Raw genomic sequence first — 21,238 nt, 5'->3', positions numbered from 1 at the left:
TTCGCGCCTGCAAAAGAAAACGCGCCGCCCAAGGGCGGCGCGTTCGTTTGCGGACAAGCGGTCACGCGATTACGCGTCGAGCTGCGCAGGCTTCATCTTCGGCGTGAGCATGTGCATCACGCCCAACGCGATCAGGTAGGCCGACGCGCCGATCGCGAACAGCACCCAGTAGTGGCCCGTGCGCTGCAGCACCTGGCCGATCACTTCCGAGAACAGCACGCCGCCGATCGAACCGGCCATCCCGCCGATGCCGACCACCGATGCCACCGCGCGGCGCGGGAACAGGTCGGACGCCGTCGTGAACAGGTTCGCCGACCAGCCCTGGTGCGCGGCGGCGGCGAGGCCGACGATCAGCACCGCGGCCCACAGGCTCTGCACCTGCGACACGAACGCGATCGGCAGCACGCAGCATGCGCAGATCAGCATCGCCGTCTTGCGCGCGCCGTTCACGCTCCAGCCCGCGCGCAGCAGCATCGACGACAGCCAGCCGCCGCCGATGCTGCCGACCGTCGTCAGCGCATAGATGCAGACGAGCGGCAGGCCGATGTGCTGCATGTCCATCCCGCGCGATTCGTTGAGCCACTTCGGCAGCCAGAACAGGTAGAACCACCACACCGGGTCGGTCAGGAACTTGCCGATCAGGAACGCCCACGTCTCGCGCTTGCGGATCAGTTCGCCCCAGCGCGGCGCGCCGGCATTCGCGTTCGCCGCGTCGAGCGCTTCCGCTTCGTCGCGCGGCTCGTCGTATTCGGCGGCGAGCGCGCGCGTATCGGCCTGGCGATAGAGCACGAGCCACACCGCGAGCCACACGATGCCGATCGCGCCGACGATCACGAACGCCGCGCGCCAGCCGTAGGCCACCGCGATCGCCGGGATGATCGCCGGTGCGAACACCGCGCCGATGTTCGCACCCGAGTTGAAGATGCCGGTGGCGAGCGCGCGTTCGCGGCGCGGGAACCATTCGGCCGTGGTCTTGATCGCGGCCGGGAAGTTGCCGCCCTCGCCGATGCCGAGCAGCGCGCGCACGAACGCGAAGCCCATCACCGAGCCGACCGCCGCGTGCAGCATCGCGGCGATGCTCCACACCAGCATCGCCAGCGCATACGAGATGCGCGTGCCGAGCCGGTCGACGATGCGCCCGAAGCCGAGCAGGCCTAGCGCATAGAACGCGGAAAACGCCATCACGATGCGGCCGTACTGCACCTGGCTCCAGCCGATGTCGTGCTGGAGCATCGGCGCGAGCAGGCCGAGGATCTGCCGATCCATGTAGTTGATGACGGTCGCGAAAAACAGCAGCGCACAGACGGTCCAGCGGTAGCGGCTGGCGGCTGCGCGCACGGCACCGACGACGGCAGATTGCATGAATGTCTCCGATGCGCGGCCGCGCCCGTCGCGCCGCACGATATTCGTTGACCGGCGACCGGCGCCGGGGCGGACGGCGGCGCGCCTGTCGCGCACGGCCGATTCCGTCGATCAATCTGGAAAACGTTTTTCAAAGAATAGGACGTGCGCCCCTGCCCTGTCAGTCGGGGATTTCGATGAGTCATCTCAAATTAGTCAACCGCAAAAGAGACGACTGTTTCACTACATGGCATTAACCGTTTTTCCCCGATTTTCCCGACCGGCGTGCGCGAGGGCGGCCGCCGAGACACATGTCCGATTCCAGCCAGAATCGGCGGGCGGGATGGTTTACAGTCGTCTCATGCGCCTCGATCCCGACACCTGCTATGACGCCCTGCTTTCGCGGAACCGCCGCTTCGACGGCTGGTTCTTCGTCTGCGTCGCGACGACGGGCGTGTATTGCCGCCCCGTCTGCCCGGTGAAGCCGCCGAAAGCGCAGAACTGCAGCTACTCCCCGAGCGCCGCGGCCGCCGAGAAAGCCGGCTTCCGACCCTGCATGCGCTGCCGCCCCGAGCTCGCGCCCGGCCACGGACTGCTCGACCTGTCCGGCACGCTCGCCGACGCGGCCGCCACGCTGATCGAGGACGGTTTCCTGAACGCGCATTCCGTCGATGCGCTCGCACGGCGTGTCGGCGTGACCGAACGCCACCTGCGCCGGATCTTCGGCGCGCAGTTCGGCGTGTCGCCGGTCGAGTTCGCGCAGACGCACAGGTTGCTGATGGCCAAGCGGTTGCTGACCGATACCGCGCTGCCGGTGGCCGTCGTCGCGTCCACGGCCGGGTTCGGCAGCGTGCGGCGCTTCAACGACCTGTTCCTGCAGCGGTACGGCCTCAATCCACTCCGGCTGCGCAAAGGAGCCCGCGCGTCGGCCGATGGCGACATGACGTTCCCGCTGCCGTATCGCCCGCCGTTCGCGTGGGACGACCTGATGCGCTTTCTCGCGCAGCGGCAGATCGACGGCGTCGAGCGGATCGATGCGCAGGGTTATGCGCGTGTCGTTGAATTGCCGAACCCGAACGGCAACGGCGGTAGCGGGCGTATTGCCGGCTGGCTGTCCGTCGCGCACGTGCCGCAGCGCTTCGCGCTGGCCGTCACCGTATCGCCCTCGTTGACGCCGGTCGTACCGGCCGTGCTCGCGCGTGTGCGCCGGCTGTTCGATCTCGACAGCCGCCCCGACGTGATCGACGCGCATCTCGGCGAACTCGCGATCGGCTCGCCGGGCCTGCGTGTCCCCGGCGCGTTCGACGGCGTCGAGATTGCAATCCGTGCGATTGCGGGCGAACGGCTTGCGGCGACGCATGAAAGCACACCCGTGCTGGCGCGCCTCGCCGAACGTTTCGGCACATCGATCAAAGGCGCGCCGCCGGGCCTCACGCACGCGCTGCCCTCCGCCGCGACGCTGGCCGCCCTGCCGCCTTCCGCGCTCGACACGATCGGCATCGCGCGCGAACCCGCACGGGCGATCGTGTCGCTCGCCCGCGCCGTCCACGACGGCACGCTCTCACTCGAACCGATGGCGCCGCTCGACACGACGCTTGACGCACTGCGCGCGCTGCCCGGCTTCGACGAGCACGCGGTGCAGTACGTCGCGATGCGCGCGATGGCCTGGCCGAATGCGTTCCCGGCCGACGATGCGTGGCTGCCCGCGCGCAGCGAACGCGCCCGTGTGCCATCATCCGCGCCGCATGCGGCGCGCTGGGCGCCGTGGCGCGCGTATGCCGCACTGCACGTGTGGCGCCTTCATGGAGATGTGTCGCGATGACTCCCGCTCACCTGATTCCGAGCCCGCTGGGCGACATCGCCGTGCGCATCGAGGACGATGCGCTGACGGGCCTCTACTTCGTCGGCCAGAAATACTTCCCGCCGGTTGCGATCGTGACCGAGGCAGACGCGCTCGCGATGTCGCCGCTTGCGCGCAAGGTCGCGGAAGAAGTCGCCGAGTACTTCACCGGCATGCGCGAAACGTTCTCGGTGCCGATTCACCTGCGAGGCACCGCGTTTCAACGACGGGTATGGAAGGAACTGCTCGCGATTCCGTTCGGCGAACTCGTGACGTACGGCGACATCACCGAGCGCGTCGGGTTGCCGATGAGCGGCGCGCGCGCCGTGGGCGGTGCGGTCGGCCGGAACCCGGTGTCGATCATGGTGCCGTGCCATCGCGTGGTTGGCGCGTCGGGCAGCCTGACCGGTTATGCGGGCGGCATCGATCGCAAGCGCGCACTGCTGTCGCTCGAAGGCGCGGGGTTCGAGCGCGGCGCCCACCATCCGGTGCAGCAGGCGCTCGCGTTCTGAGAGGAAGTGAGCGGCCGCGTCACGCGTTCAACACGGGCCGGCGCGCTTCACGCTTCGCATACGCGCCGGGCGTCACCTGAAATTTCGCCTGGAACAGCGCGATGAACGACGACGTCGAGTCGTAGCCCAGTTGCGCGGCCACCGCGCCGATCGGCTCGCCCGCATCGAGCAGCGGCAGCGACGCCAGCAGCCGCACCGCCTGCCGCCATTCGGTAAACGACAGCCCCGTGTCCTGCCGGAAGAGGCGCGACAGCGTGCGTCGCGTCGCACCGACCTGATGCCCCCATTCGTCGAGATTGCGCGTATCGCCCGGATCCGCATGCAACGCCCGCGCGATTTTCAGCAGACGCGGATCGCGCGGCAGCGGCACCGTCAGCGGCGCCTGCCGCATGCGTGCGATCCGGTCCGCGATCAGGCAGACGAGCGCACCGTCCGGCCCCGTCTCGTCGTAGTTCACCGGCAATTCGGCCGTGGCGAGCACCAGCTCGCGCAGCAGCGGCGTCATGCAGAGGATCGCGCAATCGTCGTGCACGTCGTCGCGCGCGATCGCCGCATCGAGATACAGGCTGTGGAACGCGACGCAATCGCGCGTCGACACCGCATGCGGCACGTGCGGCGGAATCCACATCGCATAGTGCGGCGGCAGCAGGTGCCGGCCCGACGGCGTCGATACCTCGAGCACGCCGCTCGTCGCATACATCAGCTGCGCCCACGGATGACTGTGCGCGTCGATGCTCACGTTGCCGGGAATCCCGAACGCACGCACATACAGCGGCCTCGGCAGGCGCGCCATCGGCGGCACCGCGTAAGGGTCACCCGATTGTCCCGCCAGCACCATAAGACGTCCTCCGAAGGTCATTGCACGAACGAGCGCGATGCTACCGTGGCGGCTCTTCTTTCACACGGCTTCCGCTCATGAGCGCTCATACCCGCACCACCCGCAAGACCGTCACCGCGATCCGTTCGACCAAGGGCATCGGCAGCCTCGTGTCGCTGACCGCGTATTCCGCGCCGATGGCGAAGCTCGTCGACGAGGTGGCCGACGTGATCATCGTCGGCGACTCAGTCGGCATGGTGCTGTACGGGATGCCCGATACGCTGCGCGTCACGCTCGACATGATGATTGCACACGGTGCGGCCGTCGTGCGCGGCGCCGCGCAGGCATGCGTCGTCGTCGACCTGCCGTTCTCGACGTACCAGGAATCGCCCGCGCAAGCGTATCGCTCCGCCGCGCGCCTGCTCGCCGAAACCGGCGCGCAGGGCGTGAAGCTCGAAGGCGGCAGCGAGATGGCCGACACGATCCGCTTCCTGACCGAGCGCGGCATTCCGGTGATGGCGCACGTCGGCCTCATGCCGCAACAGGCCAACGCGACGGGCGGCTTCCGCGCGCAGGGGATGGACCCGCGCTCGGCCGCGCAGGTGTTCGATGCCGCATGTTCGGCGGAACGGGCCGGCGCGTTCAGCGTCGTCGTCGAAGGGACGGCCGAAGCGCTTGCGCGCCATATCACCGAAACGCTGACGATCCCGACGATCGGCATCGGCGCATCGCCCGCATGCGACGGGCAGGTGCTCGTGACCGAGGACATGATCGGCGCGTTCGATGCATACACGCCGCGCTTCGTGAAGCGTTATGCCGATGCGAATGCGGTGATGCGCGAGGCGATTCGTCAGTACGCGCACGACGTGCGGCAGCGTGTGTTTCCGGAACCCGCGCATTGCTTTGGATATGGCAAGCCGCTGCAACTGGTGGGCGCGGATGATGCGGCTGCGTGATGACGTGATGACGTCGCGCAGGCATTCGTGAACGCATGGCGAATGATGGTGCGATCACCTCATGCGCGCTTGCGCATCGCGTGCATGACCCGAGCGTTCGCTTCGAACTTCGCGCGATGCGTCGAGAAGAACGTCCGCACGTTGCGGACGTTCGATGCGCCGGTGAACAGCCGCCGCGCGAATTCGTCGTATTCGGCGACGTCGGCCAGATCGGCCACCACCACGAAATCCGGCCCCGGCGACACGCGATAGCACTGCGTGACGGCCGGCTCCGCGCACACGTACGTTTCGAACGCGTCGTAGTCTTCGGCCGTCTGCCGGTCGAGGCTGATCTCGATCAACGCGGTGACGGCCGTGCCGATCGCCGCCGGGTCGAGCACCGCGACCTGCCGACGGATCACGCCGGCTTCCGTCAGCCGGCGCACACGGCGCATGCAGGTGGGCGGCGACGACAGCGCCCGCTCGGCCAGTTGCAGGTTCGACACCGACGCGTCGTCCTGCAGGATCGCGAGGATGCGCAGGTCGAGATCGTCGAGGGTGATGCCGGCCATTGGCGGCTCCTTCCGGTCAGGGCGTGAAATTTAATTTCAACATGATAAACGATCTGCCATTCATTTCATTTTCTATTGTATTTTGAAATTTAATTCCATTTGGCTCGCCCTACCATCGCTGTCACTGATCCAGACAGGACATTTACGGAGCGCGATATGTGTGGAATTGTCGGGGCGGTCGCCCAGCGGGACATCCTGCCGAACCTGGTCGACGGCCTGAAGCGGCTCGAATACCGCGGCTACGATTCGTGCGGCGTCGTGGTGTACCGCGACCGGGCGCTGGCGCGCGCCCGCAGCGTCGATCGTGTGGCCAACCTGCAGCGCGAGATCGCCGAGCATGCGCTGTCCGGCTACACCGGCATCGCGCATACGCGCTGGGCCACGCACGGCGCGCCCGTCACGCTCAACGCGCATCCACACTTCTCGCCGAGCGACGCCAATGCGCGCATCGCGCTGTCGCATAACGGGATCATCGAGAACTGCGATCAACTGCGCGCGGAACTGCAGGCGCATGGCTACGTGTTCGCGAGCCAGACCGACAGCGAGGCAATCGCGCACCTGATCGATCATCTTTATGACGGCGACCTGTTCGATGCAGTGCGGCGCGCGGTTGCGCGACTGCGCGGCAGCTATGCGATCGCGGTGATGTGCCGCGACGAGCCGCACCGGATTGTCGGTGCTCGTGATGGCATGCCGCTCGTCGTGGGTGTCGGTGAAGGGGAGAATTTTCTGGCGTCGGATGCGATTGCGCTGTCAGGGATTACCGATCGCATCGCTTACCTCGAGAACGGTGATGTTGCCGATATCCAGCTGCATCGCTACTGGATCGTCGATGCGGCCGGCCAGCGTGTCGAGCGCGCGGTGCAGCGGGTCGCCGCGCATAGCGGTGCGGCCGACCTCGGGTCGTATCGCTACTACATGCAGAAGGAAATCTTCGAGCAACCGCAGGCGGTGGCCGATACGTTGCTCGATGTGTCGTCGATCATGCCGGAGTTGTTTGGTGATGGTGCTTGGCGGGTTTTCAATGACGTCGATTCGGTGTTGTTGCTCGCGTGTGGCGGTAGTTATCACGCGGCGCTCACGGCGAAGTACTGGATCGAGAGCATCGCGAAGCTGCCGGCCAGCGTGGAAATTGCCAGCGAGTTTCGGTATCGCGACAGTGTGCCGAATCCGCGCACGCTCGTTGTCGCGGTGTCGCAGAGTGGTGAGACGGCTGATGTGCTCGGGGCGGTGCATGTCGCGAAGCGCAGCGGGATGATGCATACGCTCGCGATCTGCAATGTCGCCACGAGCGCGTTGATGCGGGAATGTGCGCTGCAGTTTGTCACGCGCGCAGGGATCGAGATCGGGGTGGCTTCGACGAAGGCTTTCTCGACGCAGCTCGTTGCGTTGTTTCTGCTGACGTTGTCGCTTGCGCAGGTGCGTGGGCGGTTAAGCGACGACGACGAGAAGGAGCATCTGCGTGCGCTTAGGCATCTGCCGGATGCGATGTCGAAAGTGCTCGCGCTCGAGCCGCAGATCATGGCCTGGTCGGAACTGCTCGCACGACGCGACAACATGCTGTTTCTCGGGCGCGGGATGCATTATCCGATCGCGCTCGAAGGCGCGCTGAAGATGAAGGAGATTTCGTATATTCATGCGGAGGCTTATCCGGCGGGGGAGCTTAAGCATGGGCCGCTGGCGTTGGTGAGTAACGAAATGCCGGTGATTGCGGTGGCGCCGAACGATATGCTGCTTGAGAAGCTACGCTCGAACATGCATGAGGTCAGTGCGCGGAATGGACGGCTTTTTGTGTTCGCGGATGTGGACTGTGGGTTGGTGCCGAGCGAAGGGATCGAGGTGATTCGGCTGAACGAATACTACGGGCCGCTTTCGCCGATCCTGCATACGGTGCCGATGCAACTGCTCGCGTATCACGCTGCGCTGGCAAGAGGGACGGATATCGATAAGCCAAGGAATCTGGCGAAGTCGGTGACGGTGGAGTGAGGGTGGACCTATCCGGGGCCTAAGTGGCAATCCGGATTAGAAGCATTTACACGTAAACGCTTCTCACCGATTCGAGGGCAATTTTTGTCGCCAAGCCGTTGTTTTTACATCAAAAACACTTCTAATCCTGTGCGACCTAATTGCCTGCTTTCGAACGGAAATTCCGACAAAGCTGCACGAGAATGAATCCTTTCGCAGTTGCTTCAACTTGTCAGGCGCCGAACATGGTCGATATGAATCGATTTGCTTCTTCGCGGCTCACATGCTCGAACGGCGCCGCATGGTGAGCGTACAGAAATTGTGTGCCTTCGCGGTCAGTCAGTTTCACCGTAAGCCGGAACAACGAGCCAGCTGGATATTGTCGCCGCATGGACCGACTGCACGCGACTTTGAGCTTTGGGTCTACCCCCTGCCCAGGAAGCGGCCTCGCGCGCAAGCCCGCCGACGAGGGTTCGCCAGAGGGCACATACGTCTCAACGATGATTTCCATTCAATGACTCCGCTCAGCTAGTCGTCCGCAAACGCACGGGCGTCATGCAGCTCATTCCTGGTTGCGCTCAGGTAAAAAGGTCCCGAACGCGTTCGAAGGGAAGCCCCGATTCTGCGGCACGTCGAACCTTCCGTTCGAGCACATGGTTCAAGGGAATCTGCCTGTCTAGCGCATCAAAAAGGTCGAGGCCATCCATGCAGATGACGCGCTTGCCTCGACCAAACGCAGCCAGACCGTCAGCAGTGAATCCACTGTTGCTCACGAACAGGCCTCGAGCCCAGGCTGCCTTCTGGTCCACTTTTCCGTGGAACGCGTGCAAATCGGCCGCGCCAGTCTGCTCGGACTGCCACTTCGCCTCGACAAGATAAGTCTCGCCTTGCAACACAAAGCTGCCGTCAATCTGTTCGCCGCGATGGCGAAAAGGCTCCCGCGCTTCGAGGCCGAAGCAGTCGAACGCTTCCTTGAGCCACGCTTCAAACGCGTAGCCGCGCGGATGCGGAGGCAGTGCTGACAACTCGAGAAGCTTGGTCTTGAGTGCCAGAATCCGGCGGCCATCGAGCGCCGGCTTGGGCGGCTGGTTCGCACCAGCGGTACCCTCGGGCCTGCCTTCGAGACGGTTAACCAGGGATAGGAACTGCCCTTCAGCATTGATGACCCAGTCATCCCGACCCTGCGCCTGCCGAACGGATTCACGATATTTCCACAGCGCCTTGAGCGTCGTAATGGCTGTGGCCAAGTCGACCTTGTTCAGAAAGCACCTCAACCGCTTCGCTTTGGAGGTGCCGTTATCAAGGTAGGCGGGGTCGTCAATGTCGATATTGAGCTCTTCCAGGAAGAAGATGCCCATGGTTCGGTCGGAGAAATCGAGTACATACCCGCCATTCATTTCGAACAGGTCATCGACGAGTTTCATGTCGAAGGTTCGAATATTCGGCGTCTTCATCCGTTGCATAAGGTCCCTGCATGTCGGGTAGTCTTGCCGGCGTCACTTTTTCGCCTACACCGCAGGCCGCCGCTCTCATCGAGTCCAATCTTGGGAAACGAAGAAAGTATGCCCGAATACGAGCCGGGAATCGCGACATGTTCGGCTTTGCCTACGATAGGTTCAACGATGTGTATCGGCCCGCGCGCGTCGTCGAGAAAACGGAAGTCGTATCGGTGGCGCCAGCTTCAGGAGGCTGTCGCCATCTGCTTCGGTCTCGCTCGCTCCATCAACTTCTCGTAGAAGGGGGCGTAGACATCGAAAAGGTGAGGCGGCAGCTCTGGGCCTCGGTAAGGGGCCTCGTTCAAAAGGTCGGACAGCAGCAAAAGACGCTTTTCCGGGATGCTTCGACGCCTCGTATAGTCTTCAAAAAACATCGCGAATCCGCACTTTTTCAGGCGGACAGCCTCGATAAGCCTATCGACGTGGTCGACGCTGAGAATGTAGACCGGGTTTCCCGATGCAAAGTGGTCTGCACTTGCCGTGAATAGCTGGTCCGTCTCAGCCGCAAAGAGGTCACCGTAGGTGATGACGACCTTGTGCACGGCTGCGTTGGGGTAGGTCTTATGTACGAAAGTCTCGACATTCCTCAGTTGTCCATCCGCTTTTTTCACTGTCGCACTAAGCTTTGATGCGTAATCTCGTGCTGTTCCAGCGGCGGGAAGTGTGTGAGTCAAGGCCTTGTTCTTGACCTCGAGCAACACAACATCAACCCCATCTAAAACGGCGAAATCGCAACACTTGCCGCCGACCGAAAAACGGGTCCGAACTTGCTCTTCGCTCAGAATCTCGAGGCCAGTCAGATTTAGGCTGCACCCGACGTACTCTTCGAACAACTTTTCGAAGCTCTGTCGAATCCCGGGATTCTCGCTGCGACCAACGATGTCACTCAACGCGTATCCCAAGTTACGGTCAAGGCAACAGCGCCCCCAAAAATACCAAGCATCATTGCTAAGCCGTGTGAAGGGGGACCTGTAGAGCAGGTTCGGTTGGAACCATTCGTCCGTGCTGACCTCGTCGAACTGTTCCGCAGTCACCTCGCGAGGGATCAGCATGGTTTGATAGAACCGCTCGACCGGTACTCGGCCAAAAATGTCCCGCAGACCAGCTCGGTATCTCGGGGCAATGACTGTCGAAATATCTTCGAGTGAATGTTTGCGAAAGAGGGTCGCGATGCCGAGAAAGTCCATCGGCGGCATGCCCAAGTTGTCTTCGAACAGACGGTAGAGATGCGAGTTCGGTTGCAGTTGATTGATGAGGTCAATCTGACGCGCGAAGGGTCCCAGCTCTTGCTCTCGTTGGTGTGGAATCTGCGGGAGAATCCACGACCGAAGTGCGAGGTGAAACGAGCGACCGGGCCCGAATCCAGTGAACGCCAAATCAGCAAGCTTCCAGGCTTGGTCGATACACCGTCGTAACTCTTGCCGAGAGATTTCCACAAAACCATACATACGCGGCTCATCGCGCAACACCCAGACTGCTACGCGCTCGGCGAGCCATGGCGCGTGTGGCTTCCCATCATCTGATGTCGATTCGGCCTTGATGAACCGAGACAGTTCGGCCAAAACGCTGCCGTAGGAAAATTTCCGGAGCCGGTTGCGGATTGGGCGAATCGCCTCGGCGTACGTCATGTGTTCTATCTCGTTCGGAGTGAGGGGCTGCTGGCAAAGCGGCCAACTGCAGCTACAGCTGAGCGAGCGCTCGGAACGGATTCGGTCGACCAATAGGGCCGCGTTATGACGGCTGGAAACCCGAAGCCATGACATGGCTTGCTCCTATCAACTGTGGCATCGTTCAGCGGTCGTCTGACGCCATCGCGAGCGAGCGCCGCCAAGGTGTTGTTCTATTTGAAGGCATACCGATGAGCTTTATGACCTTCGAACCGGTTTCGGGTATCATCCTACGGAGTAGAAGTAAAAGTTTTTTGCGGGGGAGAGACGGTGGCGGTCTATGTGGATAACGCTCGGATAGCGTGGCGTGGCCGCCAGTGGTGCCATTTGGTTGCCGATTCGCTGGATGAACTGCACGACTTCGCGAATTCCTTGGGGCTGAAGCGCGGTTGGTTCCAAGCAAAGGCATCACTACCGCATTATGACGTCACTGTCGAAGTGAGAGACCTAGCGTTGAGCCGAGGTGCCATGCAGGCTAACCGACGCACGCTCGTTGCGCGCGGTCGCCAATTGAAACTCGAACTTCATGAATCGCTTGCAAGAGCAAACGCTCAGTTGAGATTGTTTGACTGAGCTCAAAGTTTCGCGTCGTCTCAACTTTTGCGGCTTCGTTGGCGATAGACCACGCCTGGCGTGCCGCTCTGGCTATGTACCTGACCGCAGACACAATCGATGACCTGCTGAACAAGGTTTATCGTCGCCTTCTGAGAAAGCGCGGCGCAAGTGACATCGTTCCAACAAAAGGCGCCATAACCGAAATAAACGGCGCGCTTCTACTCTTGAAAAACCCAAGGTCCAGACTAAGCCAAAGCGAAAGAAAGAATACTGTTTTCAGTTGCTTAGGCGAATTCCTTTGGTATCTCTCAGGTTCCGATAAACTGGACTTCATCCAGTATTACATCAAGACGTACTCGGATTTTTCCGACGACGACGAGACGATTTTCGGTGCCTACGGTCCACGCTTATTCGGCTCCGACAACGCACCCAACCAAGTACAAAACGTCATCCGGACACTCCAGGCAAGCTCCCCTTCTCGCCGGGCTGTCATTCAGCTCTTTCATGGGGAAGACCTTGCCAAAAATCTCGAGAAGAGGCGCAAAGACCTTCCCTGCACGTGTACTCTCCAGTTCACCGTCAGAGACCATCAACTACATGCAATGGTCATGATGCGTTCGAACGATGCCTTCATGGGGTTGCCCCACGACATCTTCGCATTCACCATGCTGCAAGAACTAATCGCCCGCTCCTTGGGAGTCGAAGTAGGTCAATACAAACACGCAGTCGGCAGTCTTCACCTCTACGTAACAGACACACAGTCAGTATTCGACTACCTCGACGAAGGCTACCAAGAGCGCGTTTCAATGCCTCCAATGCCGGCAGGTGACCCTTGGCCGATGGTAGAGGAGGTACTACGAGCTGAGCGCACTGTCCGCCAAGGGAAGCAACCAGCGCTCGACGACCTTCCTTCCTATTGGGCCGACCTTGTGCGGTTATTGCAGGTGTATCGCTACTCTCGCAAAGGGGCTCGCCAAGCGGACCGGGAAAAGCTAGTCGGCATCAAAGAGCAAATGACAACCGATGTCTTCGACGTTCACATAGCAAAGCGTCAGCGACAAGTGCCAACACCTTCTACGCCGATGTTGTTTGATGGCGCGGCGCTCGATGCTCAACAACCAGCAAGCGTCGACTCCAATAAACGGTAGTTGACTGAATCAACACCGTAGACGGCCTACACATGAAGAATCCAGTTCTCACTCAAAAGCTCGATGCAATCCTTGCTGCGTATCGTTTAGATGGGCAGGTCCTACCTGGCATATCAACCGTCGAAGAACGCGAAGCCTTGGTCGCTCAAATTGTCGATAGCGTCGCACGCATCGACTACATACAGGCAATCGCGGCTCGGCCGATTTCTCCAAAGCGCCTCGACCCAAAGAACGCGGAGATGTTCGACCCGCTGCGTGCTGCGATTCAGCATATGCGCAATGGCAACATAGACGAGGCGTTTTGGCTGGTCTTTCTGTTCGTGGTCTGTGGCAAGCACCTGAAGAAAGGCTATGGGCTTTTGCGAATGGTCTACGGCGCCTACAACGACAAATTCACTTGGACTTGGGATAAATTCTCAAGGAATCCAAATCAGTTTACGCTGTGGCTCCATCAACATCTCGATGACATTGAGGCTCAGAAGGAGGACTTTCCGTTCGGAAACCACCGCAAGTATGAAAGTCGAGGGGAGCTCGACATCGTCCTCAAGAGCTACGCTGCATGGATTGGCCCGAAGCGGTCACATACGACGTTCTTTGCAAATGCAAAAGCTGAGGCCGGAGACGACCCCAAGAAGCTATTCGATTACCTGTACAAAAAGATGAAGGCAGTTCAGCAGTTCGGTCGAACTGCCAAGTTTGATTACCTGACGATGATTGCCAAAGTCGGGCTTGTCGCAATCGAACCTCCGTCAGCATACATCGTTCATGCGACAGGCCCGGAACGCGGTGCGCGCCTAATCTTCAGCGGAGCCGTCGACAACAAGACCTATTCGAAGAAGAAGTTGGATGAACTCGCAATCGAACTCGGGAAAGCTCTGGGTGTCGACATGCAAGTGATTGAGGACTCGCTTTGTAATTGGCAAAAAAGTCCTGCAAAGTACGAGCCGTTCCGCGGCTAAATGGCATTCCACTTGTAACGATTTTTCAAGTTGTTATAGATTTTCTGACTGACTAAGCCACGGAACTGCATCTGTCCAACGACGATGCCGTACGATACCCCGGCATCACGAGCGAGTCTCATGATGCCCTTGAGCGACTTCGACGCCTCAGCCAGGCGTGCCTGCAGGTGAGGAGGAATAAGTTGCTCCGTTGCAAACTTATTGGCCTCCTCTTCCTGGGGAGACATTGGACCATCCGAGGTTTCGAGAATCATCAAGTCGGCGTCCCAATGTAGGACCAGGTGCCCCGCTTCATGGAAGAACGAGAACCAGAACTGGTCATCGCTGAGGTATCGGACCGACAATAACAGTACAGCTTTGTCTGGGCCGCCAAAGAAAGTAGCGCCGCTCGCGCGACAACCCTTCGGGGCCTTTACAATGGCAACGGCAACTCCAGCCTCAGCACAAAGCCGCTGAAGCTTCGGCAAAAATTCAGATGGATTGGGAATATTGGTCAGTTCTCGAATCTTCGGTAGCTGAGATTCGAAGAGTGCCGGATTCCACTTCTTGCACTCAATCTTTCCTGCTTCCAGTTCACCGCGCCGAAGCCACACTGCAGTCGCGACCTCGTCCTCCTCGAACGTGTCACTCGTACGAAACGCGGCTGCACCCTTCGTATCAGAATACGTGCGGCGCCAAGCGTCCAAATTCGGCACATCAAAGAATTCAAGGCATCGGCGAAGTTTTTCTCGCTTGTCCCTGGTCGGCTCGACCCAGCCGAGTTCTTGCATCTGCCTGAGGGGGAGGCTCTTTAGCCAAGCCTGATATTCATTGCTGTCTGGGTCGACACTACCTACCAACTCGGCCAGCTGTTCCCGATACTGTTCTTCGCGGCTTAACCAGAAGCCAGCCGAGCCGCCAAGCTTAGCCTCAAGACGCTTCGCGATGGTCGCCGTGAGAGCACATTTTCCTTGCAGGAGGCTATCAAAGTCGTCCGCAGACATATCGACCGAGCGAGCCATGCGCGTCGAGGCTATGCCTCGCGACTGCATCAAATCGCTGATTGTGCGACCAGGCGGAACCGCCCACATCGGTGCGAATTCGGCTTCAGTTCTCATTGGTACGCTCGATTGATACGATTTTCATGCGCGTCACCTGCGCCCACTCCAATGCTCCCGGTGCGCCAGGAGGGGGCCGATTGTTTGCCACCGCGAGCATACGGTATCCGCCCGCGATGGAGATGACAATCCTGTCGTGTGCTGCCTGGTCAAAGCTTCCGAAGCCAAGTTCAACAAACTCAATCGGCGACTTCGCTGCACGCAAGTCCGCTAGCCGAGCGTGAATCGACGGTCCGGCCACCTCCCCGTACTTCCGCTTTGCCGAAACCGTGTTCTCGCACACTGCTCGGAGCTTCTCGTCTTGAAACGCCAGTTTTATGGGCATCGTATGAGCTATGCCGGCGGCCGAGAAGCAGGCCAGCCAAACGCTCACATAGCGAGCGTCATCGTCGTGATAGATTGCGCGAACTTGAGGGGAGCTGCAAGCCATCGGCCCCAGAACCCTGATGCACGCTTCAGGCGTGAGATTCTATCAACAATTCAGTATAGGCCGATGACGCCCGATGTGATTGGGAAGTCGCCCGTGCCAATAGCAGGCCAACAGGCTAACACAAGGGTCTATACCCTACGCCACGCCTCGCCGCGTGTTCGGAATCGCCGGGGTTGCCTGGCAGTTTGTAGACACGACCGAACAGAATGACCCGACGGAACATCTGTCGCGAACGCAAAAATCGCTCGGAATCATTCGGCATGAGCACGCCTACGGGGACACGGAGGCTGCGGCACTGGGCCTCGGGACGCGGAACACGGTGCCCGTCGTCCCCGAGCCGCCGAAGATGTCCGGTTCGATGACCGATTCGTGCGTAGCCAAGTAGGATGCTGAGGAGCCTCGAGATTGCCCCTCATCACCAGGAATGCCCGTCAGTCGAGCTTAACCGCTTCTAATCCAAATACGCGCAAAGTCGTGCTCGGCGTCATTGCCATCTCATTTCGTGGCAGGCAGCTCTAAGCGAGAAGCGTTTTCGCCAACGGCAAGTCGTTGATTGGTTGGACAAAAATAAATGAATCCGTCATCTACCATGATGTGTAAATGCTTCTAATCCGGATTGCCACTAAGGTCCCTGGGTTTTCCAGTACATACCTCCGGCACATTTCAAAGCCTCGGATTTCGTCCGACAGACTCCTCGAACACGGTAGACGAGTCGATAGCCTGACGAGCAGCTTGTCCGAGAGTGGCAGGTAGTTGAGCATTGGCCGTAGAGGTCTGTTTTTTGCACCACAAACGGCCAATCTTTATAAATCAATAGGTTACGATGATTCCCACAGATGTTCTGCCCGCTTGGCCGCTGAGCCCACGTCTCCACCCGAATCTTCCCCGCCAGCTTGCGGATATCGCGCGTCAAGCGAGCCTGATCAAGATACCCGAGCGGGCATGAGCCAGTTCCGCGAGATCAACCACTCGCCATCGGCGAGCCAGCCGATGGACTCATGCAACCGGTATCGACAGATCACCCGCTACGGCGTCATGCCCACATCGCTGCAAAAACGTTGCTGCAGCGTGCGCACGCTCAACCCCGCGCGCCCGAAATGTTCCGTTGCGGCACCCCTTCAACGGCGCAAAACCTCGCGCAAGCAACCCGCTATTTCGAGAAACTCAGCTTCTTCAACAACACCGCACCACTCGCCCGACTCACGAGCGAAATGGATTCGACATCCAAGTGCAATCTCGACGTCCTCGTCGTGATGTCGGTCGGCTCGTCGTTGTTCGGCTCGGCGTGCTCGATGTGTTCGGTCAGGTAAGGCCGGACCAGGCGCCCGGAAAGAGCCAACACGAACCCGCCCTGCGCTTGCGCGTACGCAGCGGGTGACAGCTTCACGCTGCCGCGCACGGTGGACTTCCTGCCTTTTCCGGGATCGAGTTCGATGATGTCGATCTGTTGGATATAGCCTTTTGCCTTCGCCTCGGGTGCGATCACGAGCCCTCGCCCTCGCGGCCCGGTAATGGCCTTTCTGAGCAGGATGCCTGTCCGGCCTTCGCCGTCGGCGTCGACCAGGTCGACGTTCACCGTCAACAGATGCTTCTGCGACTGATATCGCAGCCCGTACGACACCGGCACCAGGAAAGTGACCTCACGATCCAGGTTGACCGCGGCCAGGTCGGCGTTCTGGCCGTGCTTGTCGGCCACGACGGGGATCAGGCTGCGGACGCGATCGCTCAGGGACGGGGACGCGCTTTTGACGTGCAGCTTCTCCAGTGCTTCCCGAATCGCAACCGGATCGTCGCCGACGATCGGCCGCGTGAGCGACGTGTTGGCCGAAACGGCCGGCGCGACGCTCGCCGTTTCGTTGACAGTGTCGGCCGCTGCGCGCGCCGCGACCGGGGCCAGCATGATCGCCACGGCGACGACGCACGCGATATTCCGACAGCCCAACATGGATCTCCGGTGAAACACGACACACTCCTGATTTTCTGGCGGATCGAACGACGATGAGATCGGCAGGATCAAACGATCGGTAACGGACCAACCGTTCGAGTTCACCGGACGCCTGCGCGACACATCATAGGATCATTGTCAGTTCGGCAGCAGGCCGGTGCGCCACACTATCGTATTGCCCAGACTACAACAATCCCCTGCACGCGAGCAGCAGCGCGACGGGCGGGGGCAGTGACATTCAGTTGCCCGTCGCCGACCCGGCTCGCACGAAGTGATGCTCCACCCTCGTGCGCAGCACGCCCTCGAGCGCGGCCAGTCGCTCGCGCAGCCGCACCGCCTGCCCTTCCGTCATTTCCCCGAGAACGATCTTTTGCTCGAGAACGTCACCACAGCGGGTGATGGCCCAACGGTCGACCGTGGCGGTTTCACCTTCGAGCACGGCAGCCGCGGTCGAGACGATGCCCGGATTCCGTCTCGACACGAGATGAACCGTATGCGTCAGCGTGAAACCAGGGAGGTAGTGTGACCAGTCTTCACAGACTGCGGGGCGGAAGGCAGAGGTATCTTGACGCATGGTTGCTCCGGATGAGTGGTTATCGAACCGGTGCCAGCCATGCTGCTCCCGCTTCGTTGCCGTAAATCGGCCGCATCGCCTCAGAGGCGTCCACCTTGCCCGGGAGGGCAGGTTGGCGTCGGAGAATCCGACTCTGGATGCTTGACTTCTTACGTTCGACATTCCGAACGTGGATTCATTATACCGAAAAACAAACATCGAACAAGGGACCTCGGAAAAGCCCTCCTGCGACCGCGCAGCCCCCCGATCCGGCCCTTGTACTGCGTGAACCCCGCCCGGCACGACAACCGCTCAGACTAAAACCACACGCTGAACCGCGTCCCCGTGGCCAGCACATCGACCGTCAGTTTCCATTGATGTGCCACCGCAATCTCCTTGCAGATCGCCAACCCGAGACCGGCACCGTCATACCTTGATTCCGGCGCCCGCCAATAGCGGTCGAAGAGCAGCGGGACATGCTCCCGCTGAATGCCCGGCCCCTCGTCGTCGACGTGAATCGCCGCATCGAGTACGGTCAGCACGACCACGCCCGCCGTGGGCGACGCGTTGATCGCGTTCTCGAGAATGTTCTTGAGCAGGATGAAGAGCGCCCCGCCGTCAGCCCGGACGGGCGCCGCGGAGTCGCGCGCTTCGATATGGAGCTTCACCTGCTTCGCATCGGCCTTGCCGGCCAGCAAGCCAACGGCGTCTCGCGCGACTTCGACGCTGTTCACGTCGTCGAAGCTGAAGTTCTGCGCTTCGCTGACTTCCGCCAGGTGCAGCAACTGCTTGACCTGCCGAGCCATCAGGTCGATCTCGCGAAGCAAAAGCGCCTTGTGCCGGATGTCGGGCTGCAGTTCGATCTGGCCTCTGACCAGCGTGAGCGGTGTCTGCAACTCATGCGCGGCGTCGGCCAGGAACCGCTGCTGAACGGCGAAGCCATTCTCGAGTCGCGTCAACGCATCGTTGAACGCATCGATCAACGGCTTGATCTCGCTCGGAATCCCGTCCGACGACAGTCGCGTCTTCAGGTTGTGCGGCTCGATTCCGCTCGCGGCACGCGACACCTCTCGCAACGGCTTCAACACGTGGCTGATCGTCAGTGGAAGCGTCAGCCCGAAAATGATGGTCGCGATGAGCAGCACATAGCCGACGGTCTTCGGGATCGGCTCGATCTTCGACACGACAAGCGCGTCCATAAGCTGCCTGCTTTGCGCAACCTGCACGTAATAATCGACGCCTCCTTTCGACATACGTCGTGTGGCGACGGCGTATACGTTGCCGTCGATCGTGGCGGGCACCACCTTGCCGGCCGCCTTCGCGAGGTCTTCCGTCAGCCACGGCCGGCCCCCGTTCGAAGGCGTCGACGCCAGCAACAGCCGCCCCGTCGAATCGAGCACGCGATACTTCACCTCGGTCGGCAAGAGCCGGAACATCAGCGCCGGACGGCCGTCCAGTTGCACGGCTACCGGACGCCCGGCGTCATCGAAGCTCAATCCGGTCACGACGTGACCGACGATCTCCATCTGCTGTCGCCGCCCCAGGAATGCCGGATAGCGATCGAGGGCATACACGGCGAGCGCAGCCAGCAGCGCCAGGCTGATGGCGAACGCAACGACGTTGGTTATCCACAGACGCGTCGACAGGCGTCGAATCCAATGATGGAACATGGTCGCTTTCTTACCCTGAAGCTGAAGCGGCAACGAGCAAGACGCGGCGCAGCGTCATGCGTCCCGCAGCGCGAAACCGGCACCGCGAATATTGGTCAGCCGCATCGTTGCGCCGATCGCCGCCAGTTTCTTGCGCAAGCGATGCACGGTCACCTCGAGCGCGTTCGGCGTGACCGCCTCCCCGAGCCCCCACGCGGCATGCTCGAGTATCGAATGCCGTACCGTCCGGCCCGCGGCTTCCATCAGGCACAGCATGACCTGCAACTCGGCCGGCGCAAGCGGTATCGTCCTGTCACCACAGCACATCGCGCGCTGTGGCGGGTCGACCGTCACATCCGCGAACGATGCGACGAGCGTCGTCAGCAGCGCCGGGCGCCGCATCAGCGTACGTACGCGGGCAACGAGTTCGCTCATTTCGAACGGCTTGGTCACATAGTCGTCGGCCCCGCTTTCGAGTCCATCGATGCGGTCGTGCAACGCATCGCGTGCGGTCAGCATCAGGCAAGGCATCATGCGCCCCGCCGCGCGCAGCGTCCGCAAGAACGCCAGGCCATCGCCGTCGGGCAATCCGCGGTCGACGATCAGCAGTGCGTAGTCGGCCCGGTCGACACCGTAGGCCGCTTCACGGATATTGCCGAACCGGTCGGATTCAATCCCCGCTGCGGCCAACGCCTGGCTCAACATGTCGGCAAGGCGCTCATGATCCTCGACAATCGCAACTCTCGGCATCGCCGCTCTCACTTGAACCGGTACATGTAGCCCACTCTTGCCTCGGGAACGAACCGCCTTCCAACGATCGGACTGTCGGTGATGGCGTCGCCGAGACGCGACACGCCGACGTCCAGAAATATCGTCTGCTGCTTCGTCGGCTGGTAGTCGATACGCGTGCCGGCCGACACGTTCACCGTCGAACCCGCACTGTAGGCGGCACGCCCGGCGCGCGCCTCCGATGGTCGCACGCCGTAATAGTAGTCGACGTATTTGTTGCTCAGCCATTCCGCGCCGACATGCGGCGTGATCGAGAATTGGCCGAACGCAAATGCCTTCTCGAAGCCGATTTTCGCGCGCTCGCCCTTGTTTCCGCCGAACAGGAAAGTGCCCGATAACGTACCGAACCCGGTGCCCCATGACAGTGCAGGCCCGTACCAGAGTGCGCCCTTGCGATTTTCCATGCCGTTCAGGATCGGTGCGTCCGAACCCTTGTATCCGTCGAACAGCGAGAACTGGCCGCGAAGCGCAACACTGACGCCGCTCCAGCTCCCGATTTTCAGATCGGCGGTGGTACCGATGACCTGTACCCATTTGTTGTCGAAATAGACCAGCGGAAACGGCAGCACGCGGGTGCTGTCGCCCTTGTAGGTCGATGGCTCGAAGCCGACGCCGGCACCCAGTCCCCAATGCGTCACATTCGTCGCGTTGTTGAGAATGGTCAGCCCCGAATTATCGGGATCGGGCGGGATCATGCCGTCGTCCGCCCAGGCGGAAGCAGACGCAAATGCGAATGAAGCGGCAAGCAGCAGTAACGGACGTTCGCGGCGGAAGGCTGTTTTCACAATCAATTTCCTGGAGTCGACGATCGAAACGGGGGCTACTGTAGGACCAGTCGACTTACCGCTCACTTACCAGGAAAATATCGTCTTGCTGCAAACCCTGCGGGAAATATCGGTGATGGAGAATATCGACGCAGGGCGACCATGGGTCGCCCTGCGCGCTTGAGGAACGGGTGCCACGCCCCG

General features: G+C 61.0%; 20 protein-coding genes and 1 riboswitch. Of the genes, 7 read left to right on the top strand and 13 right to left on the bottom strand.

What is annotated here, in order from left to right; all coding sequences use genetic code 11:
* Positions 1–69 precede the first annotated feature (69 nt).
* Positions 70–1,362 (bottom strand): MFS transporter, encoded by a 1,293-nt coding sequence (locus tag QZM35_RS00585; protein ID WP_069252842.1) that lies wholly within the window; start codon positions 1,360–1,362, stop codon positions 70–72.
* Positions 1,363–1,684: 322 nt separating this feature from the next.
* Here QZM35_RS00585 and QZM35_RS00580 point away from each other — a divergent pair, with 322 nt between their 5' ends.
* Entirely contained in the window at positions 1,685–3,163 is a 1,479-nt protein-coding gene (locus QZM35_RS00580; RefSeq protein WP_301775194.1) for a bifunctional transcriptional activator/DNA repair enzyme AdaA, read from the top strand.
* The gene (locus QZM35_RS00575) at positions 3,160–3,693 is read left to right on the top strand and encodes a methylated-DNA--[protein]-cysteine S-methyltransferase (RefSeq protein ID WP_089432112.1); all 534 of its coding nucleotides are present in this window, start codon (positions 3,160–3,162) and stop codon (positions 3,691–3,693) included. Before QZM35_RS00580 ends, QZM35_RS00575 begins: the two co-directional genes overlap by 4 nt.
* 19 nt (positions 3,694–3,712) lie before the next feature.
* On the opposite strand, the gene QZM35_RS00570 is transcribed toward QZM35_RS00575, so the two are convergent.
* Positions 3,713–4,531 (bottom strand): helix-turn-helix domain-containing protein, encoded by an 819-nt coding sequence (locus QZM35_RS00570; protein ID WP_069250717.1) that lies wholly within the window; start codon positions 4,529–4,531, stop codon positions 3,713–3,715.
* A gap of 77 nt (positions 4,532–4,608) precedes the next feature.
* Between QZM35_RS00570 and panB the strand changes: the two genes are divergently transcribed.
* Positions 4,609–5,466, top strand: a complete 858-nt coding sequence (panB, locus tag QZM35_RS00565; protein WP_301775193.1) for a 3-methyl-2-oxobutanoate hydroxymethyltransferase — start codon at positions 4,609–4,611, stop codon at positions 5,464–5,466.
* A 59-nt stretch (positions 5,467–5,525) separates the two neighbouring features.
* Here the strand turns inward: panB and QZM35_RS00560 are convergent, their stop codons facing one another.
* Entirely contained in the window at positions 5,526–6,017 is a 492-nt protein-coding gene (locus QZM35_RS00560; RefSeq protein WP_301775192.1) for an Lrp/AsnC family transcriptional regulator, read from the bottom strand.
* 156 nt (positions 6,018–6,173) lie between these two features.
* Here QZM35_RS00560 and glmS point away from each other — a divergent pair, with 156 nt between their 5' ends.
* Positions 6,174–8,003, top strand: coding sequence for a glutamine--fructose-6-phosphate transaminase (isomerizing) (gene glmS, locus QZM35_RS00555; RefSeq protein WP_301775191.1), 1,830 nt, complete (start codon positions 6,174–6,176; stop codon positions 8,001–8,003).
* A gap of 211 nt (positions 8,004–8,214) precedes the next feature.
* On the opposite strand, the gene QZM35_RS00550 is transcribed toward glmS, so the two are convergent.
* The 3 genes from QZM35_RS00550 to QZM35_RS00540 form a co-directional block, all read right to left on the bottom strand.
* A complete protein-coding gene (locus QZM35_RS00550) occupies positions 8,215–8,493 on the bottom strand; it encodes a hypothetical protein (RefSeq protein ID WP_174959106.1) in 279 nt (92 codons plus the stop codon).
* A 67-nt stretch (positions 8,494–8,560) separates the two neighbouring features.
* Positions 8,561–9,406 (bottom strand): restriction endonuclease, encoded by an 846-nt coding sequence (locus tag QZM35_RS00545; RefSeq protein WP_301775190.1) that lies wholly within the window; start codon positions 9,404–9,406, stop codon positions 8,561–8,563.
* Positions 9,407–9,663: 257 nt separating this feature from the next.
* Entirely contained in the window at positions 9,664–11,106 is a 1,443-nt protein-coding gene (locus QZM35_RS00540; protein WP_301775189.1) for a hypothetical protein, read from the bottom strand.
* 309 nt (positions 11,107–11,415) lie between these two features.
* Here QZM35_RS00540 and QZM35_RS00535 point away from each other — a divergent pair, with 309 nt between their 5' ends.
* The 3 genes from QZM35_RS00535 (at position 11,416) to QZM35_RS00525 (ending at position 13,807) form a co-directional block, all read left to right on the top strand.
* On the top strand, positions 11,416–11,718 hold the full coding sequence (locus QZM35_RS00535; protein WP_301775188.1) for a DUF4031 domain-containing protein: 303 nt from the start codon (positions 11,416–11,418) through the stop codon (positions 11,716–11,718).
* 74 nt (positions 11,719–11,792) lie between these two features.
* Complete coding sequence (locus QZM35_RS00530; protein WP_301775187.1) at positions 11,793–12,848, top strand: thymidylate synthase; 1,056 nt, start codon at positions 11,793–11,795, stop codon at positions 12,846–12,848.
* A gap of 32 nt (positions 12,849–12,880) precedes the next feature.
* Positions 12,881–13,807, top strand: coding sequence for a hypothetical protein (locus tag QZM35_RS00525; protein ID WP_174959091.1), 927 nt, complete (start codon positions 12,881–12,883; stop codon positions 13,805–13,807).
* Here QZM35_RS00525 and QZM35_RS00520 read toward each other — a convergent pair.
* From QZM35_RS00520 to QZM35_RS00490, 7 genes are all read right to left on the bottom strand, one after another.
* Positions 13,804–14,904: an ImmA/IrrE family metallo-endopeptidase gene (locus QZM35_RS00520; RefSeq protein WP_301775186.1), complete on the bottom strand. Its 1,101-nt coding sequence runs from the start codon at positions 14,902–14,904 to the stop codon at positions 13,804–13,806. The genes QZM35_RS00525 and QZM35_RS00520 overlap by 4 nt on opposite strands.
* Positions 14,894–15,334, bottom strand: a complete 441-nt coding sequence (locus QZM35_RS00515) for a hypothetical protein (RefSeq protein WP_174959085.1) — start codon at positions 15,332–15,334, stop codon at positions 14,894–14,896. The genes QZM35_RS00520 and QZM35_RS00515 overlap by 11 nt, the downstream gene beginning before the upstream one ends.
* A 1,150-nt stretch (positions 15,335–16,484) precedes the next feature.
* The gene (locus QZM35_RS00510) at positions 16,485–17,297 is read right to left on the bottom strand and encodes a hypothetical protein (protein WP_301775800.1); all 813 of its coding nucleotides are present in this window, start codon (positions 17,295–17,297) and stop codon (positions 16,485–16,487) included.
* A 220-nt stretch (positions 17,298–17,517) separates the two neighbouring features.
* Positions 17,518–17,853 (bottom strand): hypothetical protein, encoded by a 336-nt coding sequence (locus tag QZM35_RS00505; protein WP_301775185.1) that lies wholly within the window; start codon positions 17,851–17,853, stop codon positions 17,518–17,520.
* 42 nt (positions 17,854–17,895) lie between these two features.
* A riboswitch (SAM-I-IV-variant riboswitch) is annotated at positions 17,896–17,999 on the bottom strand.
* A gap of 150 nt (positions 18,000–18,149) precedes the next feature.
* Positions 18,150–19,502 (bottom strand): cell wall metabolism sensor histidine kinase WalK, encoded by a 1,353-nt coding sequence (locus QZM35_RS00500; RefSeq protein ID WP_301775799.1) that lies wholly within the window; start codon positions 19,500–19,502, stop codon positions 18,150–18,152.
* A 54-nt stretch (positions 19,503–19,556) separates the two neighbouring features.
* Complete coding sequence (locus QZM35_RS00495; RefSeq protein WP_301775184.1) at positions 19,557–20,231, bottom strand: response regulator transcription factor; 675 nt, start codon at positions 20,229–20,231, stop codon at positions 19,557–19,559.
* 8 nt (positions 20,232–20,239) lie between these two features.
* Positions 20,240–21,055: a MipA/OmpV family protein gene (locus QZM35_RS00490; protein WP_301775183.1), complete on the bottom strand. Its 816-nt coding sequence runs from the start codon at positions 21,053–21,055 to the stop codon at positions 20,240–20,242.
* Between the last annotated feature and the right edge of the window lie 183 nt (positions 21,056–21,238).

It is taken from the genome of Burkholderia sp. AU45274, assembly GCF_030482505.1.
Taxonomy (GTDB): domain Bacteria; phylum Pseudomonadota; class Gammaproteobacteria; order Burkholderiales; family Burkholderiaceae; genus Burkholderia.
The sequence above is the reverse complement of the archived record's forward strand: the minus strand, read 5'-3'. Positions and strand labels throughout refer to the sequence as shown.

What these genes read in the sequence shown, in the direction of transcription:
- QZM35_RS00585 (WP_069252842.1), bottom strand. Translation starts at nt 1,362, where the DNA reads ATGCAATCTGCCGTCGTCGGTGCCGTGCGCGCAGCCGCCAGCCGCTAC.
- QZM35_RS00580 (WP_301775194.1), top strand. Translation starts at nt 1,685, where the DNA reads ATGGTTTACAGTCGTCTCATGCGCCTCGATCCCGACACCTGCTATGAC.
- QZM35_RS00575 (WP_089432112.1), top strand. Translation starts at nt 3,160, where the DNA reads ATGACTCCCGCTCACCTGATTCCGAGCCCGCTGGGCGACATCGCCGTG.
- QZM35_RS00570 (WP_069250717.1), bottom strand. Translation starts at nt 4,531, where the DNA reads ATGGTGCTGGCGGGACAATCGGGTGACCCTTACGCGGTGCCGCCGATG.
- panB (WP_301775193.1), top strand. Translation starts at nt 4,609, where the DNA reads ATGAGCGCTCATACCCGCACCACCCGCAAGACCGTCACCGCGATCCGT.
- QZM35_RS00560 (WP_301775192.1), bottom strand. Translation starts at nt 6,017, where the DNA reads ATGGCCGGCATCACCCTCGACGATCTCGACCTGCGCATCCTCGCGATC.
- glmS (WP_301775191.1), top strand. Translation starts at nt 6,174, where the DNA reads ATGTGTGGAATTGTCGGGGCGGTCGCCCAGCGGGACATCCTGCCGAAC.
- QZM35_RS00550 (WP_174959106.1), bottom strand. Translation starts at nt 8,493, where the DNA reads ATGGAAATCATCGTTGAGACGTATGTGCCCTCTGGCGAACCCTCGTCG.
- QZM35_RS00545 (WP_301775190.1), bottom strand. Translation starts at nt 9,406, where the DNA reads ATGAAACTCGTCGATGACCTGTTCGAAATGAATGGCGGGTATGTACTC.
- QZM35_RS00540 (WP_301775189.1), bottom strand. Translation starts at nt 11,106, where the DNA reads ATGACGTACGCCGAGGCGATTCGCCCAATCCGCAACCGGCTCCGGAAA.
- QZM35_RS00530 (WP_301775187.1), top strand. Translation starts at nt 11,793, where the DNA reads ATGTACCTGACCGCAGACACAATCGATGACCTGCTGAACAAGGTTTAT.
- QZM35_RS00525 (WP_174959091.1), top strand. Translation starts at nt 12,881, where the DNA reads ATGAAGAATCCAGTTCTCACTCAAAAGCTCGATGCAATCCTTGCTGCG.
- QZM35_RS00520 (WP_301775186.1), bottom strand. Translation starts at nt 14,904, where the DNA reads ATGAGAACTGAAGCCGAATTCGCACCGATGTGGGCGGTTCCGCCTGGT.
- QZM35_RS00515 (WP_174959085.1), bottom strand. Translation starts at nt 15,334, where the DNA reads ATGGCTTGCAGCTCCCCTCAAGTTCGCGCAATCTATCACGACGATGAC.
- QZM35_RS00505 (WP_301775185.1), bottom strand. Translation starts at nt 17,853, where the DNA reads ATGCGTCAAGATACCTCTGCCTTCCGCCCCGCAGTCTGTGAAGACTGG.
- QZM35_RS00500 (WP_301775799.1), bottom strand. Translation starts at nt 19,502, where the DNA reads ATGTTCCATCATTGGATTCGACGCCTGTCGACGCGTCTGTGGATAACC.
- QZM35_RS00495 (WP_301775184.1), bottom strand. Translation starts at nt 20,231, where the DNA reads ATGCCGAGAGTTGCGATTGTCGAGGATCATGAGCGCCTTGCCGACATG.